Source organism: Paractinoplanes rishiriensis (genome assembly GCF_016862375.1).
GTDB classification, from domain to species: Bacteria; Actinomycetota; Actinomycetes; order Mycobacteriales; family Micromonosporaceae; genus Actinoplanes; species Actinoplanes rishiriensis.
In genome coordinates this window covers 36,083-49,899 of record NZ_BOMV01000077.1, presented here as the reverse complement: position 1 = coordinate 49,899, position 13,817 = coordinate 36,083, and the positions used below count along the sequence as shown (strand labels likewise).

Here is a 13,817-nt window from a genome sequence, read left to right as displayed (position 1 = left end):
ACGGGCTCACGAAGCAAGCTGCGCGCTGAACGGGGTCACCGGCCGGTCCAGCAACTCGCCGTCGACCGTGATGTCGACGACCTCGTTGTAGAAGCTGATCAGCCCGGTGATGGCCGGCACCGCCGGCAGCGGCTCGGGATAGCTCCAGGCGATGTTGTCCCGTCCCGGGTAGGTCCAGTATTCGGCGGTGCCCTTGTAAGGGCAGCCGGTCTGCAGGTCGGTGTGCGCGAAGAGGTCGAGCCGGACGTCCTCGCGCGGCAGGTAGTACCGGACCGGCAGGTGGGTCTCGAACACCAGCACCGGCCGGCGCGAGTCGGCCACCACCGTCCCGTCGATCGCCACCGTCACGTGCCGGGTGCTGCGGATCGCGTCGACCCGCTTGTACGGGTCACGGGGGTGCACGAAGATCTCCTCGGACTCCTCGTACCAGTGGTCGAGACCGCGCCCGGAGCGGCCGAACCAGGCGAACGCCAGATAGCCGGACAACCCCTCGTCCTCGAGCCGCCAGGCCGCCTCGGGCCGCACCTCGCCGTCGAGCACCAGGTCGTACCCGGTGCCGCCGGGGCGCGGGCGCAGCAGGTCGGTGCGCACGTCGGCGTCGGGGAACGCGTACATCGGAACCACCTCGCCCGGCACCCAGAGCAGGATGGCCCGGCGGCTGTCCACGACGGTGGTGTCGCCGGCCCGGCCGCGGACCCAGCGCGGGCTCACTTCCCACCGCAGTTGATCGATCATGATCGCCCCTCCCGCTCGGCGGTGAGCGTGACCGCAAGCGTACCGGCCGTGGTCGCGACGATCAGCCGGTTCTCGACCGCGATGCAGGCGTCGGCCTCGTGGTGCACCGCGATGGTGAGTTCGGGCGCGCCGGTCACCGGGTCCCAGAGCCGGGCGGTGCCGTCGTGGCTGCTGGAGGCGAGCAGGGTGCGGCCGTCGGCGCGGACCGGGCAGACCGCGGTGATCGGGCCGGTGTGACCGTGCAGGGCGTGCAATTCCGATCCGGTACGGGATTCCCAGATGCGGATGACCTGGTCGTCGCCGGCCGACACGATCAGGTCCTCGCCGCGCATCTGGAGGGGGCAGACCGTACGGATCCGGCCGTTGTGGCCCGCGAAGATCATCTCCTGCCGGTCGGCGTCCAGGTTCCAGACCCGTACCGTGCAGTCGTGGCCGCCGGAGGCGATGCGGGTGCCCCGGCGGGACGGCAGCGAGCACAGGGCCGTGATCGGGCCGTCGTGCCGCTGGCGCCGGCCCGGCAGCAGACGGCGCCAGGAGCGGTGCCGCCGGCCGGTGAACGGGTCCCACAGGTGCACCGTGCCCTGTTCGCCGCCGCTGGCCAGCAGCGTCTGCCGGTGCAGTTGGACCGCGCAGATCGCGGTGGACGAGCCGTGCCACGGATGCTGGCTGGAGCGCTGGCCGGCCGCGTTCAGTCGCCAGATCCGGATCGTGTCGTCAGCGCCCGACGAGGCTAGCGTCGCGCCGAACGCGTCCAGCGTGGACAGGTCGGTGATCGGGCCGCGGTGGCCGGCCAGGACGCGCACCTGTTCGCCGGTGGCGACGCTGCGCAGTTGCACGGTGCCGTCCGCGTGCCCGCAGGCGACCAGTTCCTTGCCGCCCTGCCGCACCACCGCGAGCGAGCTGACCTGGGTGGACGCCGCCGCGGCGCCGGACTGGCGGCCGAGGTCGGGATCCCAGAGCCGGACCGTGGAGCCGCCGGCCGAGGCGAGCAGCAGCCGGCCCTGGATCTCGACCGCGCTCAGCGCCAGCACCGGGCCGCCGCGGGTGGGCAGCAACCGCAGCAGCCGGCCGGACTGCGGGTCCCAGAGCCGGATCACCCCGTCGTCGCCGGCCCCGGCCAGCAGCGTCGTTCCGCGCATGGTCACCGTGGCCAGCGCCCGGACCACCTCGCCGGTGTCGAAGCTGCGCCGCAGCGTGCCGCCCTCCATGTCCCAGATCCGCAGGCTGCGGTCGGCACCGGCGCTGGCCAGCGTGGCGCCGTCGGCGGTGTTGATGAGGCACAGCGCCACCACCGGGCCGGCGTGCCCGGGCATGCTCCAGCGGGGCCGGGCCGCGGTGATGTGCCGGCGTTCGATCGCGCCGTCCTCGCCGCCGGTCACGATGTCGTCGACGCCGTACCCGGTCGCCGTGGTGATCTTGCCGTCGCGCACCACGTGCCGGCGGGTCGGCTCGCGGCCCGGCGTCCACACCGTCAGCGTGCCGTCGGCGCAGACGATGCCGACCCCGTCGGCGCCCGCCGCCGGGTTGGCGGTCAGCGTGCGCACCTGACCGGCCTCGCACCGCAGGCTGTGCCGGGCCTGCCCGCTGTCCGGGTCCCAGAGGGTCACCATGCCGTCCGCGCTGGCCGAGGCGACCAGGGTGCGCCCGTCGGCCGCGACCGGGCGCAGCGCGGTCACCGGGCCGCCGGCCAGCATGACCCGTTCCGGCTGGGCGGTGTTCGGGTTCCACACCCGCACCGTGCCGTCGCCCCCGCCGGTGGCCAGCACCAGCCCGCGGTTGCGGGTCCGCAGCGCGCACACCGCCTGCACCGCGTTGGTGTGCCCCTCCAGCACCGCCCACTCGAGCCGTTCCTGCACCGCCGCCCAGGCCGCGCGGTAGCGGGCCCGGTGGTCGACCACGACCCGCGCGTCCAGGCTCTCCAGGGCGGCGGTCACGCTGAACTGCGCGGCGCGCTCGGCCGGCGGCGCCACGGCGGCCTGCGGGGTGAGCCGCAGCAGCCGGGCCCGCTGCTGGCCGAGGATCGTGCGGGCGTAGTCGGCCGGTGGGGTCAGCCGCAGCAGGTCCGCGTACAGCAGGTACTGGTCGTCGACCAGCAGGTCGTCGATCATCCCGGCGCCGGCGGCGTGTGCGGCGAGCGAGCGCAGCAGGTAGCGGTCGGCGTTCTCCCAGCCGCCCTCGCGGCCCAGCCGGATCAGGCCGTCGGCGATCGCGCGCTGGTCGTCGGCGGTGATGCTGCGCTGGCGGCGCTGCCGCACCAGCGCGTCGTTGAGCGCCTGATGGAACAGCCGGAACCGGCGGCCGGGCAGCTCGCCGCTCGATTCGACCAGGAAGTTCGCGGCCGACGAGCGGGCGAAGTCGGCCAGGTCGTCCTCGTCCACCGTGGCGCCCAGCGCGGCCAGGAAGACCCGCCACAGCTCCAGCGACAGTCCCGGTGCCTGGGCGTACGCCAGCGCGGTGAGGGCGAGCTTGGCTGCCGCGCTGCCGACCGTGGGCAACTGGTTGACGTACGCCTCGAGCGCCGTGTCCACATCGGACGAGAACGCGAGGGCCTCCGGCCGGACCGCGGCGGTGTCGTACAGGCCGTGCTGACGTGCGGTCAGTCCGGCCACCAGGAAGTTGCGGTCGGCCAGATCGGCGATCCGGGCCGCCAAGGCATGGGCCACCCGGGAGGAGGCATACGGGTTGCCCGAGCGTTCCGCACCGACCAACTGCAGGGTCGCCACCACGTACGCGGCCAGATCCTCGACCTCGAAGTAACGCTCGTCGTCCAGGTCGACCACCAGGCAGTCGGCGCCGAACAGCTGGAGCAGGTCGCCGTCGTCGTCGCTGCGGCGCGTACCCACCACCACCTGGGCACCCACCTGGCCGCAGGTGCGCACCACCGGCAGCACCACGTCGTCGACGATCTGCTGGGCCTGCTCGGGCGTGACCGCCTCGTCCAGCGCGTCGATGATCAGGTTGAACCGGGTCGTCTGCCGGTCGGCGAGACGCCGGCGCAGCACCGGCGCCAGTTCGGCCGGCTCCTGCGGGATACGCACCGCCGCGGCCTTGGCGATCTCCACCGCCACGTCCAGCGCCGTCTTGCCCTTGACGTGCACCGCGCACGCCACCGAGCCCACCTCGGCCATCACGTTGCGGTCGTCGTCCGGCAGCGCCGCCCGGATGTCCTCGTCGGCGGTGGTGACCACCCGGCCCAGCACCGCCGACTTGCCCACGCCCGGCGACCCGGTGACCACCAGTACCCGGTCGTCCACCTTGGTCCGGTTGAGCCAGTCGACCACCACGGTCAGCGCGGCCCGCCGGCCCCGGAACCTATACCCGGCCTCGGAATCCACCGCCACCCCGCGCGCCCGCGGCCGCCAGTGCCGGACCGCCTCGGAGTCGCCGGCCAGCGACCAGCCCCAGGCCGCGAGCGCCGACTCACCCGCGTCCACCGCCTTCCAGCCGGCCAGCTCGTGCAACGCCTCGCCGGGCAGCATGGAGCCGATCTGGAGCAGGGTCAGCGCCGCCGCCTCACCACCGCGCTGCCCGCCGCTCTGCACCCGGCCGATCACGCCGACGATCCCCTCGAACCGCGGCGACCACACCGCGGCGCCGAGGAAACCCGGGGTCAGGCCGTGCGGCGGTTCGGCGTCGAGCCGCATCCAGCCGTACGCGAGCGACGCGCCCACATAACCCCAGGCGTCCGCGCCGAACGCCGCGTCGTCCGGGAAGCCGAACGACCACCAGCCCTCGCCCACCAGGTCGGCGCCGTCCGGGCAGGACAGCGGCGCCGGCTGCACGCCGTGCGGGGCCGGCTCGGCCAGCACCAGCACGGCGATGTCGCAGGAGGGGTCCAGCCGCACCGACTCCACCCGCCGGCGCACGGTCCACGCCACCCCGGCCTTCGGGAAGGCGACCCACACCGCGTCGTCGTCGCCCCGGTCGCCCAGCACGGACACCGACGTCAGCACCCGCCACCGGTCGACCAGCACTCCCGCGCCCAGCGGGCGGTCCACCGCCGGCCGGCCTTTCGGATCGGCCGGCCCGGCGTGCAGGGCGACCGACCACGGATCACGCCGTGGCCCCGGACTGACGCGCCGTACCGTCATCGCCCCTCCCGGGCCCCCGCTGTCACTCTCAGTCACAAACCGAGCCAGCCTACGACCAGCCACGCATCGATAGCAATCAGTGATCATGACGGCGATCGAAGTTGGCACGCGGCCGAGATACTGAAGTCTCCGGAGAAGACAGTGAGGAGTGCCTGTGAACATCGCTCAAGTGAGCGTCACCGCGGTGACGACCTTGATCGCGGTCGGACTCGGCGGATGGCTGACGACCCGGGCTCAGGACCGGCTGTGGCGACGTGATCAGCAGCGACAGTGGCGGGACATCCGGCTCGCCGCGTACACCGGCTTCCTGGCGGCGTTCCGGGAGTACATCTCGTATGCGCTGCGACCGGACGCCCGGATCACGGCGGTTCCCCGGCCCCGGCCGCCGCACGACCTCATGCCGTACTTCGACGAGAAGGGCAGCGCCTACCGGGAGCGCCTGGAGGCGACGAAGACGGAGCTGCGGCTGGTCAGCGCGGCACCCCGGGTGGTGGAGGCATCGAGCGCGATGGTGCGGCAGGCCCGGCTGCTGGCAGCCGAGCGGGCGACGCACGAGGTCGGGGCCGTGCCGGACGAGCACTTCGACGCGTTGTGGACCGCCGAGCGTGAGTTCGTCCAAGCGGCGCGGGCCGAACTGGGCCTGCCGGAGGCGTTCCGGGACAGCTCCGCCGGTTGACGCCGTCACTAGCCTCGTAACCGTCGGAAGTCGGGACGCGATCGATGGAGCCGGGATGCCACTGCCGGAAGTGCCGGTGGAGAGGTTTGCCGCGCTGCCGGATCCGGCGCGGGCCGGCTCGGTCGACGACATCGTCGAGCGGCTCCGGCGGCTCAAGGTGTGGGCCGGCGACCCCTCGTACGAGACCATCAAGGACCGGGTCAACGCCGCCTGGCGCGCGGCCGGCCGCCCGGCCGGCGAGCTGACCATCCGGTCGACCGTGGCGAACTGCTTCACGCCCGGCCGGCGGCGGCTCAACACCGATCTGGTGCTCGCGGTGGTCGAGGCACTGCACCCGGAGACCGGCTACGTGGCCCAGTGGCGCCAGGCGCTACGCGCGGTGGGCGGCGAGATCGAGGCGGTGTCCCAGGTGCGGGTGCAGGACAGCCTGCCGCGGGACCTGGCCGGGTTCACCGGGCGGGCCGGCGAGCTCGACGAGTTGCGCCGCGCCCGGGAGTCCGGCGAGGCGGTGGTGATCTCGGCCATCGAGGGCATGGCCGGGGTGGGCAAGACCCAGCTGGCCGTGCACGCCGGGCACCTGCTGCACGCCGAGCAGCCGTTCGACCGGGTCCTGTTCGTCAACCTGCGCGGCTTCCACCCCGACCCGACCCAGCCACCGGCCGACCCGGCGGCGGTGCTGGACGGGTTCCTGCGCCTGCTCGGCATGCCCGGCCAGCAGATACCGCACAGCCTCGACGGGCGGGTCACCGCGTACCGGGACCGCCTGGCCGGCACCCGCGCGCTGATCGTGCTGGACAACGCCGCGACCACCGAGCAGTGCCGGCCGCTGCTGCCGGACGCGCCCGGCTGCCTCACGCTGATCACCAGCCGGCGCCGGCTCACCGGCCTCCGGACCCGCACCCGTCTCGCGGTGGACGTGTTCAGCCCCGCCGAGGCGGTGGCGTTCCTCGAACACGCGGTGCCCGGCATCGCGGCCGGCACCGATCCGGACGCCGTCACCCGGATCGCCGAGCGCTGCGGCTGTCTCCCGCTCGCGCTGAGCCTGATCGCCGGGCACATCCGCAACACGCCCGGCTGGACGCTCACCGACCACGCCGACCGGCTCGACGAGCGGCACGAGCAGCGCCGCCTGGACACCGGCGTCGAGCTGGCGCTGACCCTGTCGTACCAGCATCTGCCCAGCGACGAGCAGCGCGCCCTGCGCCTGGCGGCGCTGCATCCGGGCCAGGACCTGGATGCGTACGCGGTCGCCGCCCTCACCGGCGCCGACCTGGCGACCACCCGGTCCCGGCTGAGCCACCTGACCACCGACCACCTGCTGCAGCAGACCGCCACCGGCCGCTACACCTTCCACGACCTGGTGCGCGCCTACGCCACCACCCGCGCGCACGACGAGGACCCGCCGGCCGAACGCCGCACCGCCCTGACCCGCCTGTTCGACCACTACCTGGCCACCAGCGCGGCCGCCATGACCACGCTGCACCCCGCCGACGCCCACCTGCGCCCGCAGGTCCCCGCCGGGTGCGCGACGGCCGCACCCGACCTGACCGATTCCGAGACGGCGCTCGCCTGGCTGGACGCCGAACGGCCGGCCCTGGTCGCGGTCGCCGCGCACACCGCGGCGCACGGCTGGCCCAGCCACACCACGAGGCTGTCCCGCACCCTGTCCCGCCACCTGCGCAACGGCTACTACGCCGACGCGCTGGTCCTGCACGGCCACGCCGAGCAGGCCGCCCGCCGCAGCGGCGACGAGGCCGAGCGGGCCCACGCCCTGATCGACATCGGCTTCGCCAACCTGCGCCTGGGCCACCCCGAGCCCGCCGAGGCACAGTTCCGGCAGGCGCTCGGCCTCTTCCGGACCACCGGCGACCCGGCCGGCGAGGCCCGCGGTCACTACCACCTGGGCATCCTGACCTGGCCCGCCGGTCGCCTCGAGGAGGCCCTCAACCACCTGCAAAAATCACTGACGCTGTACGGCGCGGCCGCCGACCCGACCGGCGAGGCCACCGTGCTGCACACCCTGGGCTCGCTGTTCGAGAAGATGGGCCGCCTGCCCGAGGCGATCGACTGCTGCCGGCAGGCCCTGACCCTGGCCCGGCAGACCGGCAACCGCCGGGGCGAGGGCCACACGCTGCACGTGCTGGGCGAGGTCGAGGTCAAGGCCGAACAGTACGAGGCGGCCGGCGACCACCTGCGCCAGGCCCTGACCCGCTTCCGCCAGCTGGGCAACCGGGCCAACGAGGCCGGCGTCCTCGACAGCCTGGGCAACCTGCACACCCGCCTGGGTAAATTCGACGAGGCCACCGACTCCTACGAGCAGGCCGTAGCCATCTTCCGCGAGATCGGCGCGGTCAACTACCAGACCTGGGCACTGAACGGCCTGGGCGAGGTAGCCCTGGCAGCCGGCCGCCCGGCGGACGCCCTGACCTACCATGCCACCGCCCTGGCCGACGCCGCCGACACCGGCGTCCGCGACCAGCAGGCCCGCGCCGAGGCCGGCCTGGCCCACGCCCACCGCGCCCTGGGCGACGGCACCCGGGCCCGCGAGCATTTCGAGGAGGCGCTGGCCCTCTACGTAGACCTGGGCATGCCGGAGGCCGCCCAGATCCGCACCCGACTCGCCGAACTCTGACCAGCACCATCCGGCTGGCATTCCCTGGGCCGCGCAGCCACCTTTCCGGCGGTAGCCCGGGCCACCAATGGCATCCGGTTAAAGCAGTATTTATCGGATATACCCTGCGGGATGCCCGGGTGCGGCATCAGCGCGGCAGGTCGTTATCCGTCCTGACCGCGCTGTCCAGCAACCACCGAGGACGGCGCCGTGATCAGCCGTAGGCGCGGCCGACGTTGGTAGCGAACGTGTTCCAGAAGTTGAACGCCTGGCCGCTCTGGATGGTCAGGTAGGCGTTCAGCGTCCACGGCCCGGAGGCCGTCGCCCGGAAGCGGATGTCGCCGAAGGGGTCGATGCCGGTCTTGTAGAAGGTGAAGGTGATCAGCCGGTTGGCGCCCTCGAAGTGGCCGGGCAGGGAGACGAACGCTGCAACTGGGTCTGCGGCCAGCTCATCCCGGTCGAGTAGTTGTAGTCGTATCCGAGATCCTCCTGGGCCGCCGCGCCGGCGGGCGGGGTCACCAGGAAGATGCTGACCACCGCCGCCGCCAGGATCGCGAGCGATCTTTGTAGTCCTCTGTGCATCGCACTCCCTCAACCGGACCCCCGTCCGGGGTCGTCGGAGGTCAGGCTGCCGAGGGAGGTTCACCGATCCTGCATCGGTGCACGCATCGCGGCTGCATCGAGCGGCGCGTACTCCAGCCAGTCGACGTGGAGGGTGCCCGCCACCGCGTACGGCCCGATGACGCGGCCGGTGAAGCCGCCGGCCACCTCGGTGGACAGGTAGCGGCCGTCGAGCGAGGCCAGCACGGTGAAGTCGCCCTCCCGCTCGACGCCCAGGTGCACCGTGTCGGGGCCGTCGCGCGGGTCGCTCGGCTCGGTGACCACCGCCTCGATCCGCAGCACCAGCGGCTCCGACGGCACGTCGAGGGTGGCCAGGACGGTGTTCGTCGGGCCGATCCGGGCGCGCACCTCGACCCGGCCCGCCGACACCTCGACCTCGTAGTGGTGCCGCTCGTCCAGGCGGACCACCAGGCCGCCGCGCCCGCCGGCCGGGTCGACCAGCGCACGCACCCGGCACGACAGGTGCTGCTGGCGCCGGCCCAGGAACGTCACGTCGAGGTCGTCCAGCGTGCCCTCGCCGGCGTGCAGAGTCAGCCAGCCGACGCGGTCCTTGGTGGTGTAGCGGCCCAGCGGGCGGTGCCGCAGCGAGATCCAGGCCGGGTCGAACTCGGTGAGCTCGAAGTCGTCGCGCCACGGCGGGGCGGGCGCAGGCGTGACGGCGGTGAGGTCGCCGACCACCGGCCAGTCGTCGACCCAGGTCACCGGGGCCAGGAACGTCTCCCGGCCGAGCACGTGCCAGCCGGGGGTGCCGCCGCGGGGCCGGGCGCCGAGCAGCACCATCCACCACGAACCGTCGGGCGCCTGGACCAGGTCGGCGTGGCCGGTGTTCTGGACCGCGTGGTGGGTGCCGCGGTGGGTGAGGATCGGGTTGGCGGGGCACGGCTCGAACGGCCCGGCCGGGGTGCTGCCGCGCGCGATCGCCACGCTGTGGCCGCGTTCGGTGCCGCCCTCCGCGATCAGCAGGTACCAGTACTCGCCGATCCGGTACAGGTGCGGCGCCTCCGGTGCCTGGGCTCCGGGAGAACCAGACCAGATCTGGTACGCCGCGCCGAGCGGCTCGCCGGTGTGCGGGTCGAGGCGTACCTGCTGGACGCCGGCGGTCGTGCACCAGCAGGTGCCGTCGGCGTCCCAGGCCAGGTCGGGGTCGATGCCGCCGACGCCGGGCAGCCAGATCGGGTCGGACCACGGCCCGGCCGGGTCGGTCGCGGTGTAGAGCGCGTTGCCGCCACCGCCGATCACCGTGGTGATGAGCCAGAACCGGCCGTCGTGGTGCCGCAGCGTGGGAGCGTAGACGCCACCGGACGATCTCGTCCCGGGCGGCAGCGGAAGCTGTCCGGGACGGTCCAGGGCGTTGCCGATCTGGGTCCAGTGCACCAGGTCCCGGCTGTGCAGAATCGGCACGCCCGGGAAGTATTCGAAGCTGGAGCAGGCCAGATAGTAGTCGGCACCCACCCGGCAGATGCTCGGATCGGGATGGAAGCCGGGCACCACCGGATCGCCGTACGTCATCGCTTGTTCTCCCCACGTAGAGGCGGGCCGGAAACCGGTTCCGGCCCGCCGATTGAACCCTGTTTATCTGGTCGCCACGCAGCTGAGTACCGGCGCACCGTGGGTTCCCAGCCATTGACCCTGAATGCCGAACTTCGTGCTGGCACCGGCCGCGAGCGCGCCGTTGTAGTTGACGTTCCTGGCGACGAAACTGCCGTTCGACGAGGTGACGTCGGCGTTCCAGGCCTGGTAGATGCTCTGGCCGTCGGGGAACTGGAAGGTCACCGCCCAGCCCTTGATCGCGGCGGAGCCCGAGGTCACCGTCACCTCGGACTGGAAGCCGCCGGGCCACTGGCTGCCCGCGGCGTAGGTCGCGGAGCAGCCGTCGTTCTCGGCCGGCGGCGGGGGCGGCGGGGTGGTCGGGTCGGCCGGGCCGCCCGGGAAGCGGACGTCGGAGCACATGTAGTAGTTCTGGTCGGCGTGACCGGCGCGCCAGACGGCGTACACGATGTGCCGTCCGGTGCGGCCGGGTGCGCTGACGTCGAACGAGTACGAGACGCCGTTGAGGATCGGGTCGGTGGTGGTCGGCCAGCCCGCCTCCGGGAATGGGCCGGTGTCCTTGACCAGCTCGAGGTCGGTCCACTTGAGCCGCTGCGTCACCGGGTCGAAGCCTTGCCGGGTGACATAGATGCGGATGTACGCGGAACCGTGGCGCGCCTGGTCATGCATGGTCCAGCGGAAGTTGTTGCCGATGTCCCGGGCCTTCCAGAGGCCGGGGTTGTTCAGGGCCGCGTACGTGTCGTCTCCGCCGCCGCACAGTTCGCCGTCCGGGACGCGGGCCTGGTGGTCGTTGTTGACGTTGTCCTGAATCAGGCCGTTCCAGGTCCACATCGCGGCCGGGTTGGACTGCCACGCCTGCCAGCACATCGGATCGCGGCTCTCCATGATCGGGTTCTGCCAGTCGGTGTCCCAGTTGCGGGCGCAGGCGTAGTGCCGGGACGGCGGGTCGATGGCCGAGCCGTGCGCGGACGCGGGACGCGCGACCGCCAGGAACGACGTGATCAGCAGCAGGGCCGTTACCGCCACGATGAGGGGACGCCGGACCGATGGCCGGCCTAGTGCGAACGAAGACATGGAGCCTCCAGCGCTGAGGAAGGGAGCGGAGCCGGCAGGACGGGCCGGCGGAAAGTTTCTTCATACGAGATGGCAACTTTCTTAGCGCGCAGGCTACCCACCGCACTGACCAGAATCAATGCCTGCCGTGCGCGCGACCCCGACCTCGCGCATTGACGGTCATCTTAGAAAGGCGTAGCGTCCCGCGCGGAAACTTTCGATCCTGCGCAAGTTTCCGTTGCTGCGGAGGCAGAGGGCACCATCCGCGACCCACCGGACCGACCCGACGTCCGGGGTGCCGGCGTGCCGCCGCACTCCGGCCATCGGGGCGTGTCCCACTCTGATGGCGAGGACGAAGAATGATCAGGCAAGGCCTACGAAAGACCCGCTCGCGGATCGGGCTGGTCGCCGGCGCGGTGGCCGCGCTGCTGGCCGGCGGAACCATGGTGGCGGCCAACGCCCAGGCGGCCGCCGGCTGCCGGGTGACCTACGCGGTCGGCGCGCAGTGGCCCGGTGGCTTCACCGCGAACGTGCAGGTCACCAACCTCGGCGACGCGATCGACGGCTGGCGGCTCGGCTGGACGTTCGTGCCCGGCCAGCAGGTCACCCAGGCGTGGAACGCGTCGGTGACCGCGTCCGGCACCGCCGTGACCGCGACCAACGCGAGTTGGAACGCCCGGATCGCGACCGGCGCGAGCGTGTCGTTCGGCTTCAACGGGTCGTGGTCGGGCAACAACCCGGAACCGGCGTCGTTCACGCTCAACGGCACGGTCTGCACCGGCAGCGTGGACCCGACCACACAGCCCACCAGCCAGCCGACCACGCAGCCGACGACGGCCAGCCCGTCGCCGAGCACCTCGTCCACTCCGCGGCCGGTCGACGCCGCGGCCACCGTCGCCGCCATGCAGCCCGGTTGGAACCTCGGCAACACGCTCGACGCCATCCCGGACGAGACCGCCTGGGGCAACCCGATGACCACGCAGGCCATGCTGCGCCACGTACGGTCAATGGGTTATAAGAGCATCCGGATCCCGGTCACCTGGAGCAACCACCACGGCGCCGCCCCCGACTACGCGATCGACGCGGCCTGGATGGCCCGGGTCAAGCAGATCGTCGACTGGTCGCTGGCCGAGGACCTGTACGTGCTGCTCAACCTGCACCACGACTCATGGCAGTGGATCAACACCTACCCGACCGACCGCACCACGGTGATGGCCCGCTACACCAAGCTCTGGACGCAGATCGCCACCACGTTCCGCGACTACTCACCGCGGCTCACCCTGGAGAGCATCAACGAGCCTCAATTCAGCGGTACGTCCGGCGACGAGCAGAACTACCAGGTGCTGGCCGAGCTGAACGCCGAGTTCCACCGGATCGTGCGCGGGTCCGGCGGCGGCAACGCCACTCGGCTGCTGGTGCTGCCGACCCTCTACACCAACGCCGAACAGGGCCGCCTCGACGCCCTGAACGCCGAGCTCACCCAGCTCGGCGACCGCAACATCGCGGCCACCGTGCACTTCTACGGCTATTGGCCGTTCAGCGTGAACATCGCCGGCGGCCTGCGCTACGACGCCACCGTGGAGGCCGATTTGGTCGGCACGTTCGACCGGGTCAAGGCGTCGTTCGTGGACCGGGGCATCCCGGTGATCGTCGGCGAGTGGGCGCTGCTCGACTGGGACCACAACCGGCTCGGCATCATCGAGCGCGGCGAGTTCCTCAAATTCATCGAGGCGGTCGGCTACCACGCCCGGATCCGCAACCTGACCACGATGCTCTGGGACGCCGGCCAGTTCCTCAACCGCAACACCCTGCAGCAGCGCGACCAGGGCGTGCACGACATGATGGCGGCCAGCTGGACGACCAGGTCCGGCACCGCGTCGTCCGACCAGGTCTACCTGTCCAAGAGCGGCTCGATCACCGCGAAGACCCTGACGCTCAACCTCAACGGCCTGTCGTTCCAGGGCCTCTACCAGGGCAACACGGCGCTCGCGAACGGCGCGGACTACACCGTCTCGGGTACCACGCTGACGCTGACCGCGGCGGCGCTGACCCGGCTGGCCGGCAACCGCGCCTACGGCGTGAACGCCACTCTCCAGGCCCGGTTCTCGGCCGGCGTACCGTGGCAGATCCAGGTCATCTCGTCGGACCCGCCGACCCAGTCGGCCGCCAGCGGCAGCACCACGCTGCTGACGATCCCGACCCAGTTCAAGGGCGACCAGCTGGCCACCATGGAATCGAAGTACGCCGACGGCACCAACGCCGGCCCGGCGAACTGGACCTCCTACAAGCACTTCTGGGAGCACTTCCGGCCCGACTACGCGGCCAACACCATCACCCTGCACCCCGAGTTCTTCGCCGAGGTCAACGACGGGGTGGTGAACCTGACGTTCCACTTCTGGAGCGGCGCCCAGCTCACGTACCGCATCACCAAATCCGGCACCACGGTGACCGGCACGACCGCCTGATCCACCGGCGACGGCCG

The 13,817-nt window shown here is 72.2% G+C and carries 8 protein-coding genes; 3 read left to right on the top strand and 5 right to left on the bottom strand.

Annotation, left to right across the window (positions count from 1 at the left end; all coding sequences use genetic code 11):
• Positions 1-6: 6 nt before the first annotated feature.
• Together Ari01nite_RS36195 and Ari01nite_RS36190 are read right to left on the bottom strand one after the other, a co-directional pair.
• Entirely contained in the window at positions 7-735 is a 729-nt protein-coding gene (locus Ari01nite_RS36195) for a DUF427 domain-containing protein (RefSeq protein WP_203786811.1), read from the bottom strand.
• On the bottom strand, positions 732-4,826 hold the full coding sequence (locus Ari01nite_RS36190; RefSeq protein WP_203786809.1) for a WD40 repeat domain-containing protein: 4,095 nt from the start codon (positions 4,824-4,826) through the stop codon (positions 732-734). Before Ari01nite_RS36190 ends, Ari01nite_RS36195 begins: the two co-directional genes overlap by 4 nt.
• A 154-nt stretch (positions 4,827-4,980) precedes the next feature.
• Here Ari01nite_RS36190 and Ari01nite_RS36185 point away from each other — a divergent pair, with 154 nt between their 5' ends.
• Together Ari01nite_RS36185 and Ari01nite_RS36180 are read left to right on the top strand one after the other, a co-directional pair.
• The gene (locus tag Ari01nite_RS36185; protein WP_203786807.1) at positions 4,981-5,502 is read left to right on the top strand and encodes a hypothetical protein; all 522 of its coding nucleotides are present in this window, start codon (positions 4,981-4,983) and stop codon (positions 5,500-5,502) included.
• A gap of 55 nt (positions 5,503-5,557) precedes the next feature.
• Positions 5,558-8,134 (top strand): tetratricopeptide repeat protein, encoded by a 2,577-nt coding sequence (locus Ari01nite_RS36180; protein WP_203786805.1) that lies wholly within the window; start codon positions 5,558-5,560, stop codon positions 8,132-8,134.
• Positions 8,135-8,327: 193 nt separating this feature from the next.
• On the opposite strand, the gene Ari01nite_RS36175 is transcribed toward Ari01nite_RS36180, so the two are convergent.
• The 3 genes from Ari01nite_RS36175 to Ari01nite_RS36165 form a co-directional block, all read right to left on the bottom strand.
• Positions 8,328-8,708 (bottom strand): hypothetical protein, encoded by a 381-nt coding sequence (locus tag Ari01nite_RS36175; RefSeq protein WP_203786803.1) that lies wholly within the window; start codon positions 8,706-8,708, stop codon positions 8,328-8,330.
• A gap of 47 nt (positions 8,709-8,755) precedes the next feature.
• The gene (locus Ari01nite_RS36170; RefSeq protein WP_203786801.1) at positions 8,756-10,243 is read right to left on the bottom strand and encodes a glycoside hydrolase family 43 protein; all 1,488 of its coding nucleotides are present in this window, start codon (positions 10,241-10,243) and stop codon (positions 8,756-8,758) included.
• A gap of 63 nt (positions 10,244-10,306) precedes the next feature.
• A complete protein-coding gene (locus tag Ari01nite_RS36165) occupies positions 10,307-11,356 on the bottom strand; it encodes a lytic polysaccharide monooxygenase (RefSeq protein ID WP_203786799.1) in 1,050 nt (349 codons plus the stop codon).
• A gap of 338 nt (positions 11,357-11,694) precedes the next feature.
• Between Ari01nite_RS36165 and Ari01nite_RS36160 the strand changes: the two genes are divergently transcribed.
• Positions 11,695-13,800 (top strand): cellulase family glycosylhydrolase, encoded by a 2,106-nt coding sequence (locus tag Ari01nite_RS36160; RefSeq protein WP_203786794.1) that lies wholly within the window; start codon positions 11,695-11,697, stop codon positions 13,798-13,800.
• Positions 13,801-13,817: the final 17 nt, after the last annotated feature.